This window comes from Haloarcula onubensis (genome assembly GCF_031624605.1).
GTDB classification, from domain to species: domain Archaea; phylum Halobacteriota; class Halobacteria; order Halobacteriales; family Haloarculaceae; genus Haloarcula; species Haloarcula onubensis.
Window position 1 is genome coordinate 1,193,950 of the sequence record NZ_JAMQOS010000001.1, and the last position, 14,693, is coordinate 1,208,642.

Annotated in this window: 19 protein-coding genes; 8 read left to right on the plus strand and 11 right to left on the minus strand. The window is 67.4% G+C overall.

The features are described from left to right. Window positions 1-3 precede the first annotated feature (3 nt). Window positions 4-144, plus strand: coding sequence for a hypothetical protein (locus tag NDI86_RS06255; protein ID WP_310899544.1), 141 nt, complete (start codon window positions 4-6; stop codon window positions 142-144). 54 nt (window positions 145-198) lie between these two features. On the opposite strand, the gene rocF is transcribed toward NDI86_RS06255, so the two are convergent. After that, window positions 199-1,107 carry an arginase gene (gene rocF, locus NDI86_RS06260; RefSeq protein WP_310899545.1) on the minus strand — a complete coding sequence of 303 codons (909 nt, stop codon included), beginning with the start codon at window positions 1,105-1,107 and terminating at the stop codon, window positions 199-201. A gap of 48 nt (window positions 1,108-1,155) precedes the next feature. Then, complete coding sequence (locus tag NDI86_RS06265; RefSeq protein ID WP_310899546.1) at window positions 1,156-2,076, minus strand: NAD-dependent epimerase/dehydratase family protein; 921 nt, start codon at window positions 2,074-2,076, stop codon at window positions 1,156-1,158. 122 nt (window positions 2,077-2,198) lie between these two features. On the opposite strand from NDI86_RS06265, the gene NDI86_RS06270 reads away from it, so the two are divergent. Together NDI86_RS06270 and NDI86_RS06275 are read left to right on the plus strand one after the other, a co-directional pair. After that, complete coding sequence (locus tag NDI86_RS06270) at window positions 2,199-2,732, plus strand: HTH domain-containing protein (RefSeq protein ID WP_220587231.1); 534 nt, start codon at window positions 2,199-2,201, stop codon at window positions 2,730-2,732. Between the two features lie 100 nt (window positions 2,733-2,832). Further along, window positions 2,833-3,996 carry an NAD(P)/FAD-dependent oxidoreductase gene (locus NDI86_RS06275; protein WP_310899547.1) on the plus strand — a complete coding sequence of 388 codons (1,164 nt, stop codon included), beginning with the start codon at window positions 2,833-2,835 and terminating at the stop codon, window positions 3,994-3,996. 217 nt (window positions 3,997-4,213) lie between these two features. Here the strand turns inward: NDI86_RS06275 and NDI86_RS06280 are convergent, their stop codons facing one another. From NDI86_RS06280 to NDI86_RS06300, 5 genes are all read right to left on the minus strand, one after another. Further along, window positions 4,214-5,038 carry a nucleoside phosphorylase gene (locus tag NDI86_RS06280; protein ID WP_310899548.1) on the minus strand — a complete coding sequence of 275 codons (825 nt, stop codon included), beginning with the start codon at window positions 5,036-5,038 and terminating at the stop codon, window positions 4,214-4,216. Next, window positions 5,035-5,421: a cytidine deaminase gene (cdd, locus tag NDI86_RS06285; RefSeq protein ID WP_310899549.1), complete on the minus strand. Its 387-nt coding sequence runs from the start codon at window positions 5,419-5,421 to the stop codon at window positions 5,035-5,037. Before cdd ends, NDI86_RS06280 begins: the two co-directional genes overlap by 4 nt. A 63-nt stretch (window positions 5,422-5,484) precedes the next feature. Next, a complete protein-coding gene (locus NDI86_RS06290; RefSeq protein ID WP_310899550.1) occupies window positions 5,485-6,843 on the minus strand; it encodes a phosphohexomutase domain-containing protein in 1,359 nt (452 codons plus the stop codon). A 177-nt stretch (window positions 6,844-7,020) separates the two neighbouring features. Beyond that, a complete protein-coding gene (gene psmB, locus NDI86_RS06295) occupies window positions 7,021-7,737 on the minus strand; it encodes an archaeal proteasome endopeptidase complex subunit beta (protein WP_310899551.1) in 717 nt (238 codons plus the stop codon). 48 nt (window positions 7,738-7,785) lie between these two features. Then, entirely contained in the window at window positions 7,786-7,956 is a 171-nt protein-coding gene (locus tag NDI86_RS06300) for a hypothetical protein (RefSeq protein WP_310899552.1), read from the minus strand. Between the two features lie 276 nt (window positions 7,957-8,232). On the opposite strand from NDI86_RS06300, the gene NDI86_RS06305 reads away from it, so the two are divergent. The 3 genes from NDI86_RS06305 to NDI86_RS06315 all read left to right on the plus strand — a co-directional run bounded on the left by NDI86_RS06305 (window position 8,233) and on the right by NDI86_RS06315 (window position 9,530). Continuing rightward, a complete protein-coding gene (locus NDI86_RS06305; protein WP_310899553.1) occupies window positions 8,233-8,601 on the plus strand; it encodes a DUF555 domain-containing protein in 369 nt (122 codons plus the stop codon). 103 nt (window positions 8,602-8,704) lie between these two features. Then, window positions 8,705-9,247, plus strand: a complete 543-nt coding sequence (locus NDI86_RS06310) for a CBS domain-containing protein (RefSeq protein WP_310899554.1) — start codon at window positions 8,705-8,707, stop codon at window positions 9,245-9,247. A 94-nt stretch (window positions 9,248-9,341) separates the two neighbouring features. Continuing rightward, complete coding sequence (locus NDI86_RS06315; protein WP_310899555.1) at window positions 9,342-9,530, plus strand: hypothetical protein; 189 nt, start codon at window positions 9,342-9,344, stop codon at window positions 9,528-9,530. 305 nt (window positions 9,531-9,835) lie between these two features. On the opposite strand, the gene purM is transcribed toward NDI86_RS06315, so the two are convergent. Genes purM through NDI86_RS06335 form a run of 3 tightly spaced genes read right to left on the minus strand, consistent with a single transcriptional unit; the run spans window position 9,836 to window position 13,050 of the window. Then, entirely contained in the window at window positions 9,836-10,846 is a 1,011-nt protein-coding gene (purM, locus tag NDI86_RS06325; protein ID WP_310899556.1) for a phosphoribosylformylglycinamidine cyclo-ligase, read from the minus strand. Between the two features lie 42 nt (window positions 10,847-10,888). Further along, window positions 10,889-11,527, minus strand: coding sequence for a zinc metalloprotease (locus tag NDI86_RS06330; protein WP_310899557.1), 639 nt, complete (start codon window positions 11,525-11,527; stop codon window positions 10,889-10,891). Then, the gene (locus NDI86_RS06335) at window positions 11,527-13,050 is read right to left on the minus strand and encodes a TraB/GumN family protein (RefSeq protein WP_310899558.1); all 1,524 of its coding nucleotides are present in this window, start codon (window positions 13,048-13,050) and stop codon (window positions 11,527-11,529) included. Before NDI86_RS06335 ends, NDI86_RS06330 begins: the two co-directional genes overlap by 1 nt. Window positions 13,051-13,293: 243 nt before the next feature. Here NDI86_RS06335 and NDI86_RS06340 point away from each other — a divergent pair, with 243 nt between their 5' ends. Then, on the plus strand, window positions 13,294-13,569 hold the full coding sequence (locus NDI86_RS06340; RefSeq protein WP_220587244.1) for a PadR family transcriptional regulator: 276 nt from the start codon (window positions 13,294-13,296) through the stop codon (window positions 13,567-13,569). A gap of 76 nt (window positions 13,570-13,645) precedes the next feature. After that, on the plus strand, window positions 13,646-14,101 hold the full coding sequence (locus NDI86_RS06345) for a DUF7992 family protein (RefSeq protein ID WP_310899559.1): 456 nt from the start codon (window positions 13,646-13,648) through the stop codon (window positions 14,099-14,101). On the opposite strand, the gene NDI86_RS06350 is transcribed toward NDI86_RS06345, so the two are convergent. After that, window positions 14,098-14,649, minus strand: a complete 552-nt coding sequence (locus NDI86_RS06350; RefSeq protein WP_310899560.1) for a class I SAM-dependent methyltransferase — start codon at window positions 14,647-14,649, stop codon at window positions 14,098-14,100. The two genes, NDI86_RS06345 and NDI86_RS06350, sit on opposite strands and share 4 nt — an antisense overlap. Between the last annotated feature and the right edge of the window lie 44 nt (window positions 14,650-14,693).

Genomic DNA, 14,693 nt, shown 5'->3' on the forward strand with positions numbered 1-14,693 from the left:
GTAGTGAGCAAGGCGACCCGACGCGGAAAAATGTGGGGCGTCACCATCATGGAACTGGACGACGGGGACGCGGTGGCGAGCGTGACGGTGGTACCGGCGGAGAGCAGTGCCGAGGCGGCCGATACCGCCGTCGACGAGCAGTAAGCCCACAACGGCGCTGACACCGAATCCCGATTACCCGGGCTCGGTGTGATACCGCTAGAGGACCCGCTTCCCGAACGCGCTGGCGACCAGTTCGCAGGCCAGTTCGGCGGTCCGGTTGTGGTCGTCGAGGATGGGGTTCACCTCGACGAGTTCGAACGACCGGAGCCGGTCGCGGAAGTCGGCGACGGACTCCATCGCGCTGTGGGCCTCGCGGTATGAGACCCCGCCCCGGACCGGCGTGCCGACGCCGGGCGCCTCCGTGGGGTCGAGCCAGTCCATGTCCAGCGAGACGTGTATTCCGTCGGTGCCGTCCGTGGCGACGCCGAGGGCCTCCTCGACGACGGCCGGTGCGCCTCTGGCGTCGATATCCGACATCGTGTAGACGCTGACGTCGCTGTCGCGGAGCGGCTCTCGCTCCCCGCTGTCGAGTTCACGAACGCCCACGAGCGCGACGTTCTCCTCGGCGACGGCGGGTGCGTGGCCCCAGGCCTCGCCGCCGAACGTGGCGTGGCCGAGGATGGCGGCGAGCGCCATCCCGTGGATGTTGCCGCTGGGCGTCGTCGCCGGCGTGTTGAAGTCGCCGTGGGCGTCGAACCAGACGACGCCCAGCGACTCGTCGGGGGCCGCTACCCCGGCGGCCGTGCCGATAGCGATGGAGTGGTCGCCGCCCAGGACCAGCGGCGTCTCACCGCCGCCGACCGTCGCCCTGACAGCCGTCGTGACGTCCTCGCACACCTCCCTGGTCTCCCGGTGGAACTTCACCCGCCCGCCGTCGAACCCGGTCCCGTCGGGGTCGCGCTCTTCCGGTCGGGGCACCGCGAGGTCGCCGCCGTCGGTACAGCCGGTGCCGAGTCGCTCCAACTGGTCCGCGAGGCCGGCGTATCTGATGGCCGACGGGCCCATGTCGACGCCCCGTCGGTCCGCCCCGAGGTCCATCGGCACGCCGAGAATCCGGATGTCCATACGGACGCTAGCGCGCCCGGAGAATAAAGTCCGCCGGCCGTCGCCGTCCTACTCGTACTGCGAGCAGACCAGCCTGACGCCCTCGTCGAAGGAGATTTCGGGCTCCCAGCCGGTCGCCTCGCGCATCTTCGAGGCGTCGGCCATCGTGTCGTGGACGTAGACGTCTTCGGGGATGGGGTTGTCCTCGTAGACGGGGGCTACGTCCGTTCCCAGGGCCTCGTTGATGCGCTCTACGAGCGTGTTGAAGCTGTACTGCTCGCCGGTGCCCAGGTTGTAGATACCGGTCAACTCGTGGTCGGCGGCCAGTTCGAGGCCGCGGACGATGTCGGAGACGTGGGTAAAATCGCGCGTCTGGGTGCCGTCGCCCCATATCTCCGGTCGCCGGCCGTTGGCGACGTCGTCGGTGAACTGCGCGATGAGGTTGGCGTAGTCGCCTTTGTGTGATTCGGCGCCCTCCTCCATCCCCTGATAGACGGAGAAGAATCGCATCCCCGCCATCGAGAGGCCGTAGTGGTTGTGGAAGTACTCCGCGTATCGCTCGCGGGCGAGTTTGGAGGCCTCGTAGCCAGTGTTTACCGTCACCGGCATGTCCTCGGGCGACGGTTCGGTCCGGTCGCCATAGATGGAGGAGGTGGAGGCGTAGACGACGGTGTCACAGCCGTCGTCGCGGGCCTGTTCGACCACGTTGACGAAGCCCTCGACGTTGACGCGGGCGCCCTTCGTCGGGTTCTCCTCGTGCATCGCGTAAGAGGACAGGGCGGCCAGGTGGAAGACGACGTCTACGTCTGTCGGCAGGTCGTCTTCCAGCACGCTTCGCTCGACGTACTCGACGTCCGGGTTCACGTTCTCCACCGTGCCGAGGTAGCCGTCGTCGAGCGCCACCACGTCGTTCTCGTCGGCGAGATGGTTCACCAGGTTGGACCCGATGAACCCGCCGCCACCGGTCACCAGCACACGCTGTCCGTTCATACTGGTGATATCCTGGGAGGGTGGTGAAAGTTATGTCGCTATTTCTAGCCGGCTTCCGCGGACAGCGTTTGGCAGTCAGGACCACCGTCGCTTTTAAGGGCGGTTGTGACGAACGAAATATTATGTCTTCAATCGAGCTGACACCCAGCCAAAAAAACATACTACAGGAGTTGGTAAACCTGTACCGCGAGAGCGAGAGCGCCGTCAAAGGTGAGGATATCGCCGAGAAGGTCGACCGCAACCCCGGCACTATCCGGAACCAGATGCAGAGCCTGAAAGCACTGCAGCTGGTCGAGGGCGTCCCCGGACCGAAGGGCGGCTACAAACCCACGGCGACGGCCTACGACACGCTCCAGATTCAGGAGATGGACCAGGCCGCGGAGGTCCCGCTGCGCCACAACGGCGAACTGGTCGAACACGCCAACGTAGAGGAGATTGACCTCACGAGCGTTCACCATCCCGAGCAGTGTCGGGCCGAGATTCAACTGCAGGGCTCTATCACCGGCTTCCACGAGGGCGACGACGTCACCGTCGGTCCCACACCGCTCTCGAAGCTCCAGATAATCGGTACCCTGCAGGGGAAAGACGACACGAGCAACAAGCTCATTCTCAAGATAGACGATATGCGAGCGCCGGCCGGGGAGCCCGAACACTAGTCTCTCTCTGACGCCCCGTCGCCACCTATCTCCCACGAATTATCACCTCCACAGCGGCGATTCCGTAGCCTTTGTATCACCCCAGTCCGGAGTCGAACGTATGACCGACAAGGTCGTCGTACTCGGCGCTGGGTATGCCGGTGCAGGCGCCATCAAGAGCCTCGAAGACGAACTGAACGGTGACGCCGATGTCACGTGGATTGCCGACGTGGACTACCATCTGGTGCTCCACGAGTCCCACCGCTGCATCCGCGACCCATCCATCCAGGACAAGGTCGCGATTCCCGTCCACGAGATAAAGCAGCCGACGACGGAGTTCATCCAGGACACCGTCACCGGCATCGACACCGACGACCGCGTCGTCGAACTCGCCGACCGTGACGGCGTGGAGTACGACTACCTCCTCGTGGGCCTGGGCTCCCAGACCGCCTTCTTCGGCATCGAAGGCCTGAAAGAGCACGCCCACACGCTCAAGAGCCTAGACGACGCCCTGGGCATCCACGACGCCGTCCAGGAGGCCGCTCGCGAGGCCTCCCAGAGCGACCCCGCGCAGGTGGTCGTCGGCGGCGCCGGCCTCTCGGGCATCCAGACCTGCGGCGAGATAGCCGAGTTCCGCGACGACCACCGCGCCCCCATCGACATCCACCTCGTCGAAGGGCTCGACGAGATTTTCCCCGGCAACGACCCCGAACTCCAGGGTGCGCTGCGCAAGCGCCTGGAGGAACGGGACGTCAACATCGAGACCGGCGAGTTCATCGGCGAGGTCGACGAGGAGACCGTCTACATCGGCGACGAGGACGAACTCGACTACGACGTGCTCATCTGGACCGGCGGCATCACCGGCCGCGACTGCGTCCGCGACGTCGACCTCGAGAAAGACGAGCGCAACCACCGCATCCACTCCGAGGGTGACTTCCAGACCACGAACGAGCGCGTCTTCGCCATCGGCGACTGCGCGCTCATCGACCAGCCCGGCGACAACCCCGCGCCGCCGACCGCCCAGGCCGCCTGGCAGGCCGCCGAGGTCGCCGGCGAGAACCTCGCCCGCGCCGTGCGGAACCAGCCGCTGAAGACCTGGACGCACAAGGACAAGGGGACCGTCATCTCCGTGGGCGAGAAGGCCGTCGCCCACGACGTGATGGGGATGCCCATCGATACGTTCGGCGGCCTTCCGGCGAAGGTGCTGAAGAAGGGTATCGCCACACGCTGGATAAACGACGTCACCGGACTCGGTCGCGCCGCGAAGGCGTGGCCGGACATGTAGCAGTACCTTTTTACTTCACCCCATCTCCTCGCTCGCTTCGCTCGCTGCGGCGAGTGGGTTCGCAAAAATCTACGCTAAAAACCACCTCCGAGTCGCGCTCTACGAGCGCGCTCGGAGTGAAACCGCGCCTCGCGGTACTCGGCGCGGTATGCTATCTCCGGTGAGCCTGCCCTTCCCCGGGTCGTGCGACGGAGCGCACTCCCGGCCCGCACCCTCGCTACCGCTCGATAGAGAGGCCGGCGTGCCAGTGGTCCGCGTCGGCTTCTTCGACGGCTTCGTCCATCCGCTCTAAGTAGGTGACCGCGAGGCTGGCGCACTTCGCGGCCTTCGCTTCGCCTTCGGTCCGGAACTCGCCGGTCTCGCGGTTGGCGTAGACGGTACAGACCGCGCCCGCTCGCAGGCCGTAGATGGAGGCGAGGGTGAGGATGCTGGCGGCCTCCATCTCGAAGTTGACGACGCCGGCGTCTCGGAGTTCGTCGATGTTTGCCTCGCTGTCGCGGGCCTCGAAGCCGTCGAAGCCGGGGCGGGACTGCCCGGCGTAGAAGCTGTCCGTCGAACAGGTGATGCCGAGGTGGTAGTCGTAGTCGAGTTCCTCTGCGGCGGCGACGAGCGCCGAGACGACCAGCGGGTCGGCGCTCGCGGGGTAGTCCTCGCGGACGTACTCCTTGCTGGTACCCTCCTGGCGGACCGCGCCCGTGGTGATGACGAGGTCGCCGACGCTCGCCTCGGGTACGATGCTGCCACAGGAGCCCACCCGGAGGAGCGTGTCGGCGCCGACGCGGGCCAGTTCCTCGACGGCGATGGCCGCCGAGGGCGAGCCGATACCCGTCGACGTGACCGAGATGGGCGTCCCCTCGTGGCTCCCGGTCGCGGTGCGGTACTCCCGGTGGCTGGCCCGAACGTCGTGGTCGCCCCAGTCGTCGACGATGGTCTCGACGCGCTCGGGGTCCCCGGGGAGGAGGACGCTCGAGGCCACGTCGCCGGGACCGACTTCGAGGTGGTACTGGACCCCGTCGTTCGGGTCCTCGCTGTCGCCGGTCATTCTAAATGCTCCGGGGTGATGGTCGTCGGGAGGAGTTCGCCCAGCGTGTACTCGACCGGCCCGTCGCTGCCCTCGGTGTAGATGCGGAAGTCGTCGTCGCAAAACTCCGCGAGCGTCTGGCGACACATCCCGCAGGGCGTCACGCCGTCCCGCTTCGCCGAGGTCACCGCAAGCCGAGCGAACGACTGATGGCCGTCACTCACCGCGGTCCCGATGGCCACCTCCTCGGCGTGTAAGCTGTTGGAGTAGTTCGCGTTCTCGACGTTACAGCCCGTGTAGACGGTCCCGTCCGTGGTCTCGATGGCGGCGCCCACGCGGTACTCCGAGTACGGCGTGTAGGCCGACTCCAGCGCCGACCGGGCCGCGTCCAGCAGGTCGTCCATACCCCGGCGTCGCGCGGCGGGGAGAAATAACCCACCGCCGCCTCCGCCCGCCGGCCGCCCGCGTCAGTCCTCGACCGTCTCGACCGCCGATTCGACGACCGCCCGCACGTCCTCGACCAGCGCGTCGACCTCGTCGCTCTCGGCGTAGATGCGGACGTAGGGCTCGGTCCCGCTCGGCCGGACGAGCGCCCACGAGTCGTCGGGGAAGGTCAGGCGGACGCCGTGGTCGGTGGCGACCTCGCTCTCGGGGAAGGCGTCGGGGAGTTCGCTCTCAACTGTCGCCATCGCCGCCGGCTTGTGGCTGTCGGGACAGTCGACGGCCACCTTCCGATAGGGCCGCTCCGTGATGGCGGCCCGACGCTTCGCGAGGCCGTCGGCCGCGACCAGTCGCGTGAGGACGGCCGCGCTGACGACGCCGTCTATCCACCCGCCGAAGGCCGGATGGATGTGCTTCCAGGGCTCGGCGGCGAAGACGACCTCGGTGTCGCTCATCGCTCCGCGGCGCTCGCGGGCGATACCCTCGTGGAGCGCACCCAGGCGGACCCGCTCGACGCGTCCGCCCGCGGCCTCGACTCGCTCGTCGATGCGCCCGGAGGCGTTGGGCGTCGTCACGACGACCGGGTCGTCGACGGCTGCCGCGGCGGTGTACTGCTCGGCCAGCATCGCCACCACGGTGTCCTCGTGGACGACCTCGCCGTCGCCGTCGACGACGACGATGCGGTCCGCGTCGCCGTCGTGAGCAACGCCCAGGTCGGCGCCGGTCGCGGCCACGAACCGGCTGAACGCCCCGAGCGTCTCGGGCGTGGGTTTGCTCTCGCGGGCGGGGAAGTGGCCGTCGACGTTGGCCTCTGTCGAGACCACGTCCGCGCCGATGCCACGCAGGACCTGCGGCGTCGCCACGCCGCCCATCCCGTTGCCACAGTCCACCGCGACGGTCAGGCGCTCGGGGTCGGCCCCGAACCCGCGGGCGTAATCGACCACTGCGGACCGATAGGTCGCCAGCACGTCCTCGGTTATCGTGTCGCTCCAGGCGTCCCACGGGGCGGGCTCGACACCCGCCTGGACCCGGTCCTCGACCGCCGTCTCGGCCTCGTCGCCGTACTCCTGCCCGTCGACGAACAGCTTCAGTCCGTTGTCCGCCGGCGGATTGTGGCTCGCGGTCACCATCACGCCCCGACGGCCGCTGGTGGCGTACGCGAGCGCGGGCGTCGGAACCTGTCCTACCCACACCACCTGGGCGCCGACGCTCTCCAGCCCGGAAACGACGGCGTCGGCGAGCGCCGGCGACGTGACCCGCCCGTCGTGGCCCACGACGAACTCGCCGCCGTCCTGCCCCGCCGCCCGTCCGACCGACAGGGCTAACTCGGGCGTGACGCGTTCGTCTACCGCTCCGCGGATTCCGGCTGTCCCGAACAGTTCCATACCGGTATTCCGGCACCTCGCTGTTTAGTTCCCCCGGCCCCGGTAATCGGGCGCGCACCTTCGCGACCCCGGCGGCGAAGCGGCCCGATGACACCCGGTGACGTAAAAAGGACTATCGCAGTTCGACGGCGGCTCTGTTTTCAGACCGGAGAGACCCGGTCGGTGTGCGCCGCCGACCTACAGTAACTCGTCGAAGTCGTAGCCGTCTATCTCCACGCCCTCGCTGGTCACTTCGGCCAGGTAGATACCGTTGCCCGACCCGGTGTCACGCTCCGCGGCGGCGTTGATGGCGGCCGCGGCGACCTCTCTGGCCTCCTCGTTGCTCATGTCGTCCTCGTAGCGGTCCTCTAGGGTCCCGTAGGCGACGGTGAGACCGGACCCGGTCACCGTGTAGTCGTCCTGCATGACGCCGCCGGCGGGGTCGATGGAGTAGACGTGGTGGCCGTCCTCGTCGACGCCGCCGAGGATGGGGTTGATAGCGAAGAAGGGGCCACCGCGGGCGAAGTTCCCCGCGAGCGTCGAGAGCGCCTGCATGCTCATGTCCTCGCTACGGCGGGCCTCGTAGAGGTTGACCTCGGCGCGCAGCGAGCGGATAAACGACTGTGCGCCGCCGACGCTACCCACGAGCGTGAGCGCCGCGGTCGGGTGAATCTGCTCGACCTTCTGGACGTTCTTGTTCGAGACGAACCGGCCGCCCAGCGACGCCCGCATGTCGGTGGCGATGACGACGCCCTCGCTCGTGGTGATACCGATGGTGGTCGTCCCGGTCTTGTTGACCTTCTCGGCGTCCTGCTCGGAGCGGTGGGGGAGCGACCCGACCTCGGGTTCGTAGGGGTCGGTCTGGAACTCCTCGGCGGTCGGGGGCTGGGAGAACGGCGTGTTCGGGTCGTTCATTATCGCCCGATAGCAGGCGGGCGCTGATAAAACTGTGGACCTGGCTGTCTACTCCCGGGACTGCTCGTAGGCCTCGTTGAGCCCTTCGACGGCGCGGTCGACGGGCAGTCGGACGCCGAACCGTTCGGTGACCATCGCCACCGGCAACAGGACGATGCCGGCGAGCAGGGTGAGTTGGTACAGTGCGAATATCGTTGCGGTGTACAGTCGGGCAGCCATTGGGGCTTCAGTCGAGTCGTGGGCGAAACCAGTATATAAACGTTCGGGCCTGTCCCCGCGTGTGTCCGATAGTTCGTGAGGGTTTACGGCGCCGCCGTGTGGCGATTCAGTTTCACTTGTCGCTAGAACAACTGAACGTGGTCTTTCGGCCGGCGGAACCGTAACTGGGCGGTCAGGTTAGCCCCTGATTCTCGTAACTTATGGCGATAGTAACCGTGACGTGCGCGGCGTCCGCGAACCGCAACTCTGGAGTAGCGGGCCCCCAAGAGAGCGAGTATGAACTATCTCGTGGCGATGGAAGCCGCCTGGTTGGTCCGTGACGTGGAAGACATCGACGACGCAATCGGCGTCGCGGTCAGCGAGGCCGGCAAGCGCCTCAACGAGGCCGACATGGACTACGTCGAGGTGGAGGTCGGCGCGACGGGCTGTCCGGCCTGTGGCGAGCCCTTCGACTCGGCCTTTATCGCCGCCGACACCGCACTGGTGGGACTGGTCCTGGAGATGGACGTGTTCAACGCCGAGTCCGTCGAACACGCCCAGCGCATCGCGAAGAGCGAAATCGGCGGCGCGCTGCGTGACGTTCCGCTGAAGGTCATCGAAGTGTTCGAGACGGAGGAAGACGACGACGCGGAAGCCGAGGCCTGAGCCGACGCGACAACTCGACGCCCGGTCGAAATCCCCGCTCCTGGCGCTTCGGTGGCTCGAATCGACCCGTGGGTTTTTTAATTACCCCGAGTTATGACGTACTATGGAATTGCCGACGCCCGAGGACCTGCGGGAACGCCGAAACGAACTGGAGCTCACCCAGAGCGAACTGGCCGAACACGCCGACGTCTCCCAGCCGCTCATCGCGCGCATCGAGGGCGGTGACGTGGACCCGCGGCTCTCGACGCTGCGGCGCATCGTCAACGCCCTCGACGAGGCCGAGGGCGGCATCATCCGGGCCCGCGACGTGATGAACTCGCCGGTCGTGAGCGTCGAACCCGACGACTCCGTCCACCAGAGCAAGGAGCTCATGGACGAGAAAGGCTACTCCCAGGTGCCCGTCATCCGCGACGGCTCACCGCAGGGACTCATCGGGAACTCCGACATCCGCCAGCGCCCGGAGGAGAACGTCGGCGAACTGCCCGTCGCCGAGGTGATGCACGAGTCCATCGCTACCGTCGAACCCGACGCCACCATCGACGAGGTGGACGCGTATCTCAACCACAACGCGGCGGTCATGGTCGTCGAGGACGGCCGGACCGTCGGCGTCATCACCGAGGCCGACATCGCTCGGACCGTCAGCTAACTCCGGTCTTATCAACCGTATAAAGAGAGTATGGAGTTTCTACCGCCCGAAAACGGTCTCTGCGTTATATATCCGGGTCGTTCCGAGTGAGGACATGGCAACCACTGACCGACCACTCGACGAGCAGTTACGCGCCGCCCTCGACGCGGCCGAGACCGACACGGCTCGCTACCACCTCAGAGAGGCTCTTCAGCTCCGTATCGCGGAACGCTCGCTCCGCGAGCACGGGCGGGACGGCGGCTTCGGCGGCGAAGAGGGACCCGGCGAAGCCTCTTCGGCCTGATAGAGCGGGTCGGGACGCCGAACCCCGGGCAGTGGTCAGTCCTGCAACTCTAGACCGCGTATCGCCACCGCTTCCTCGCCGTCCTCGACGCGGCCGATAATCCGTGCGTCTTCACTGGCCGCCACGACCGCCTCGGCGTCGGCCTCGGGCAGCGCCGCGACGAAGGCGGTCCCGCATCCACCTTTTTCTTCCTCGGGTGCCCTCGGCCAACCGCGGCCTCGGGTACCACTCGTCGAAAAACGTGGGCGAAAAAGCGACCCCTCGGCACTCACGGCTTCGCCGTTCGCCCTCGGGGTCGTCCGGTGTCACTCCCGCAACTCCAGCCCACGAATCGCCACCGCTTCCTCGCCGTCCTCGACGCGGCCGATAATCCGTGCGTCTTCACTGGCCGCCACGACCGCCTCGGCGTCGGCCTCGGGCAGCGCCGCGACGAAGCCGGTGCCCATGTTGAACGTCCGGTGCATCTCCTCGTCGTCGACGTTCCCCTCCGACTGGACGAACTCGAAGACGGGCTGGGGGTCGAACGGGTCCGTAATCTCGTAGCGGAACGCACCCATCCGCGTGAGATTGGTCCAGCCGCCGCCGGTGACGTGGGCGGCCGCGTGGGTCTCGGCCTCCCGCAGCGGCGCCAGTACCTCGCTGTAGATGCGCGTCGGCTCCAGTAGCTCCTCGGCGATGGACCGGTCCGGGTTCGGCGGGAACGGGTCGGTGTACTCGTGGTCCCTGGTCGCCGCCTCGCGGGCCAGCGTCAGCCCGTTCGAGTGGATGCCCGACGAGGGCCAGCCGACGATTGCGTCGCCGGCCTCGGCCTCGCCCGGGAAGACGGCGTCTTTCGGCGCGAGTCCGGCACAGGTCCCGGCGATGTCCAGGCCCTTGATGACGTCGGGCATCACCGCCGTCTCGCCGCCGACGAGTGCGACGCCGGCCCGCTTTGCGCCCTCGCGAAGACCCGCGCCGATGTCCTCGCTGGTCGCCTCGTCGGGGGCCTCGACGGCGAGGTAATCGACGAACGCGACCGGTTCGACCCCCGCCGCCAGCAGGTCGTTGGCGTTCATCGCCATGCAGTCGATGCCGATGGTCGAGTAGTCGTCGATGGCCTCCGCCACCAGCAGTTTCGTCCCCACGCCGTCTGTCGCCAGCGCCAGGTACTGGTCGCCGATGTCCACGAGGCCGGCGTAGTCGCCCTCGAAATCGCCGGCGGCGCCGATGAGCGCCTTCGTCGCGGCCTCGCTCGCGTCGATGTCGACGCCCGTCTCGGCGTAGGTCAGCCCCTCCTCCTCGTCCGCGTCGTCCTGAGTCGCGCCGTCCTCGGTCATACCGAAACCGGTGCGTGGGGCGGGCAAAAGAGCATCGTTCCGCTAGAGCACGAACAGCGCACCCACCGCGAGCACGAGCGACGGAATCGCCACGATGGCCCAGACGAGCGTGCTCCAGGCGCGAATCTTGCGCCCGTCCAGCGGGCCGAAGGGGAGCATGTTGAACCCCGCCAGCAGGAGGTTAATCTGGAGGCCGCGGCTGGCGACTTCGGCGAGGAAGCCACTCGTCCCGGCGGCTTCGACGGCCAGATACGGCACCAGGAAGACGACGGCGAGCAGGAGGTTCGTCATCGGCCCGGCGAGCGCGATGAGCCCGTTCTCTTTCGCGGTGATGCGGCCGCGGTGGACGACGGCGCCGGGGGCGGCAAAGAGGAAGCCGGCCAGCGCGCCGACGACGGCAAAGCCCAGCATCCGGTAGTCGGCCCGGAAGGCCGCGACCTGTCCGAAGCGGACGGCGACCACCTTGTGTGCGAGTTCGTGGAGCAGGAAACCGACGCCGACGGTCAGCAGGCTGACCGTCAGCGTCTCGGCGACGGCGGCGGGACTCAGGGCCCCCAGATTCCCGCCGAGGTCGAGCGCGGCGACGAGCTGGCGCTCCAGCAGGAGGGTGAAGGCGACGCCGAGTGCGAGCCACGCGACGGCGAGGTCACGCAGTTCGCGCTGGCTGAACTGGAGGTTCATCAGACTGCCCCGACGATAATCTGAGTCCCCTGTTCGATACCGGCCCAGAGCAGCCGCGTCACGCCGTCGATACCGCCGATGTCGGCCGCGAGATACGGCAACAGGAGCGGGAAGACGACGTAGGAGGCGACGGCGCTGCCGACGTTGGCCAGCGCGACGACGAGGATGAGCCGGAACAGCGGGACGGCCCGCATCCGGGCGATGAGGTCGGCGATTGGGGCCTCTTCGTCGCCGAGTATCTCGTTGAGGGTGGCGATGTCGCCGACGTTGACGGAGATGTACCGTAGCTCGACGTAGCCCGCGAACCAGCCCGCGGCCAGCAGCGGGAAGAGGCTCGTCAGCCAGCCAAAGAGGCCCGCCGCGGCGGCGCTGGACCAGTGGGCGCCCGCGAGCTTCGCCAGCCCGCCCGCACAGACGGCGTTGACGACGACGAGCGCGACGAACAGCTCCAGCAGGACGGCCTGGCTCGCCCCGCCGAGTATCAGCAGGCCGAAAAAGACCAGGAAGACCAGCCCGATGGCGTAGCCCACGAGCTTGTACAGCGAGAACCGGCCGCCGGTCTCGGTGCCGACCAGCGACGCCATCGGCGGCAGTTCCTCGGGGTGGTCGAGGTAGCGCTCGATGCCCTCCCGGTGGCCCGCGCCGACGACGGCGACGACGTGGTAGCCCGCCTCGCGGAGTTCGACCAGCCGGTGGGCGATGAACGCGTCGCGCTCGTCGATGAGCGCCTCCGCGCCGCCGGGCGAGAACTGGCGGAACTCCTCCATCATCGCGCTCACGACGTCGGTGTCGGTCATCTGCTCGATGTCGAACGCCTCGACATCTTCGGCGTCCCCGCCGAGACGGCCGAGCAACAGGGCGAGTGGCACCCCGACGAGGAGACTCGCGGCGACGACGACGAGCAGCGTATCGAGTAGCCCGACGAGCGCGGGGGGTATCGTCCCGCCGAAGCCGCCCGCCGGGAGCAGGACAGTTCCCAGGAAAGCCCCGGCGACGACGGCGACGGCCCCGCCGAAGACGGCGCCCACGGTCAGCCCGACGGTCAGGGGCGGCCCCATCTCGGCGAGCAAGCTCCCGAGCAACGTCAGCTTCTCGCGGGCGGTCAGCCGGGCCCAGAACCGCTGGACCGTGGTCTGGATGTCGCGGTCGACCAGCGCGAGCCCCAGCCCGAGTTCCTCCGCGGTGTCGATTGCGGCTTTCATATCGGCGCCGGGTTCGACGTCGAATCGCTCGCCCAGTCGGGCCTGGATGTACGACAGCATCCAGTAGGCCAGGAACTGAAAGACCGTGTTCCCCCGGAGCAGGTCGCCGGCCTCGAGGTCGTCGGGCGCCTCGCCCTGCATCTGGCGGTACCGACCCTCGTCGAGTTCGACGGCCACGACGTCGGGGCGACGTTCCTCGATTGTCGATTCCACTTCCGCGACGCTCTGCTCGGAGACGTGGGCGGTCCCCACGACTTCGACGGACCCCTCGCCTCTCGGTTCGGGAAACTCGTCGCCCGCCGACGCCGTGTGTTCGGTCATCACGCCGGGATACACAGTCACTTCCTTTACCGTTGTCGGGTCGGCCGAGGCCCGCCCGACGGAGAGTGACAACATCGGAAGAGGTGTCTCTGAGTCGCGCCTCCTTGCCGAATAATTTCTGCTAAATTACAAGAATTTCTCAGAAGTAACCGCAAGACGTAGTAAGATAACTTCGTAGTTAGTACATCACCAATTTTTTAGCAACTATGATATGTGTGGACACCAACTGAAGGAACGAGATACATGCACGACTTGACTGGGTTCCAGCGTGACTTGTTGTACGTAATCGCCGGACTGGACGAACCACACGGCCTCGCGATAAAGGAGGAACTCGAGGGCTACTACGAGAGCGAGGTCAACCATGGCCGGCTCTACCCCAACCTCGATACGCTGGTCGAGAAGGGGCTGGTCGAGAAGGGCCAGCGCGACCGCCGGACCAACTTCTACACGCTGACACGGCGCGGCGAGCGGGAACTCGACGCGCGCCAGGACTGGGAGTCCCAGTACGTCGCCGCGTGAGGCCGTCGACGGCTTCCGCCCGGTGGCGACGGACGCCGCCGGTGACGTTTTTCCTGCTCGCCGTCGAAGGGGGCGTATGACACTGGACGTTACCGTCCCGGACCGACCGGCGCTCGCGCCCGCAGTCGACACGACCGAGTACGACGACGTGGACGTATCGGGCGACGAATACCGACGCGAGGAACTGGCCGAGGCCCTGGAGGCGGGCGCCTGGGCGGACGCCTTCACCGAGTGGGCCGACGACACCGGCCTCGACGAGGCGACGTGGGACATCGTCACCGACCTCGACCTCGTCGCGGAGTTCGACTTCTTCTGGGACTCCTTCGCGGGGCGGGTCGGCTACCACGCGCCCGGTCTGCCCGAGAACTGGCGCGAACGCGAGATTCACCCCGATATCCAGTCCTGGGAGACCGTCTCCTCGATAAACGCCGGACTGACCGAACTCGGGCAGGTCGTCTGTGACGTGCTGGCCGACGACTACCTCGATTGGGAGGCCGATGAAGTCGACGCCGGCGACCTCCCCGACTTCTAGAGCCGCCCTTCGAGGACGAACGTCTCACGGCGGTCCTCGGCGCGCTGGACGCTGATACCGGCGGCTTCGCAGAACTCGACGGCGTCCGCGGCGGCGTACCGCTCCTCGAGGGGCGGTCCGGCGTCGCCGGCCCCCGTCCGCGTCCAGTCGGCCAGCCCGACCCGACCGCCGGGGGCGAGCGCGTCCGCGATGGCGTCCATCGCCGCCGGCGTCGCGAACTCGTGAAACGTCATCGTCGAGACGACGGCGTCGAGCGGTTCGTCGATAGGCAGCGACTCGACGGTCGCCGTCACCGGCGTGACGTTCTCCGGGAGCCCCTTCTCCCTGTAGAGGTCGTGCATCTCCGGTTGGACGTCGACGGCGTAGACGGTCCCGGCGGCCGCGGCCACGTCGTCCGTGTAGAAACCGGTGCCGCTGCCCAGGTCGGCGACCACGTCGTCGCTCGCGGGGTCGAACAGGGCGAGCAGTTCGTCGACCGACACGTACGCGTAGCGGGTCGGGTCCTCTAGCTGGTCGGCGCGGGCGGGGTCGAACGTGTGGAATCCCATCGACGTTCGTACTCCACCGAGACATAAAACCCTGCGTAGACCGG

Bases quoted from the DNA above. Each gene is read 5' to 3' on its own strand.
- rocF (WP_310899545.1), bottom strand. From the start codon at position 1,107: ATGGACATCCGGATTCTCGGCGTGCCGATGGACCTCGGGGCGGACCGA.
- NDI86_RS06265 (WP_310899546.1), bottom strand. From the start codon at position 2,076: ATGAACGGACAGCGTGTGCTGGTGACCGGTGGCGGCGGGTTCATCGGG.
- NDI86_RS06270 (WP_220587231.1), top strand. From the start codon at position 2,199: ATGTCTTCAATCGAGCTGACACCCAGCCAAAAAAACATACTACAGGAG.
- NDI86_RS06275 (WP_310899547.1), top strand. From the start codon at position 2,833: ATGACCGACAAGGTCGTCGTACTCGGCGCTGGGTATGCCGGTGCAGGC.
- NDI86_RS06280 (WP_310899548.1), bottom strand. From the start codon at position 5,038: ATGACCGGCGACAGCGAGGACCCGAACGACGGGGTCCAGTACCACCTC.
- cdd (WP_310899549.1), bottom strand. From the start codon at position 5,421: ATGGACGACCTGCTGGACGCGGCCCGGTCGGCGCTGGAGTCGGCCTAC.
- NDI86_RS06290 (WP_310899550.1), bottom strand. From the start codon at position 6,843: ATGGAACTGTTCGGGACAGCCGGAATCCGCGGAGCGGTAGACGAACGC.
- psmB (WP_310899551.1), bottom strand. From the start codon at position 7,737: ATGAACGACCCGAACACGCCGTTCTCCCAGCCCCCGACCGCCGAGGAG.
- NDI86_RS06300 (WP_310899552.1), bottom strand. From the start codon at position 7,956: ATGGCTGCCCGACTGTACACCGCAACGATATTCGCACTGTACCAACTC.
- NDI86_RS06305 (WP_310899553.1), top strand. From the start codon at position 8,233: ATGAACTATCTCGTGGCGATGGAAGCCGCCTGGTTGGTCCGTGACGTG.
- NDI86_RS06310 (WP_310899554.1), top strand. From the start codon at position 8,705: ATGGAATTGCCGACGCCCGAGGACCTGCGGGAACGCCGAAACGAACTG.
- NDI86_RS06315 (WP_310899555.1), top strand. From the start codon at position 9,342: ATGGCAACCACTGACCGACCACTCGACGAGCAGTTACGCGCCGCCCTC.
- purM (WP_310899556.1), bottom strand. From the start codon at position 10,846: ATGACCGAGGACGGCGCGACTCAGGACGACGCGGACGAGGAGGAGGGG.
- NDI86_RS06330 (WP_310899557.1), bottom strand. From the start codon at position 11,527: ATGAACCTCCAGTTCAGCCAGCGCGAACTGCGTGACCTCGCCGTCGCG.
- NDI86_RS06335 (WP_310899558.1), bottom strand. From the start codon at position 13,050: ATGACCGAACACACGGCGTCGGCGGGCGACGAGTTTCCCGAACCGAGA.
- NDI86_RS06340 (WP_220587244.1), top strand. From the start codon at position 13,294: ATGCACGACTTGACTGGGTTCCAGCGTGACTTGTTGTACGTAATCGCC.
- NDI86_RS06345 (WP_310899559.1), top strand. From the start codon at position 13,646: ATGACACTGGACGTTACCGTCCCGGACCGACCGGCGCTCGCGCCCGCA.
- NDI86_RS06350 (WP_310899560.1), bottom strand. From the start codon at position 14,649: ATGGGATTCCACACGTTCGACCCCGCCCGCGCCGACCAGCTAGAGGAC.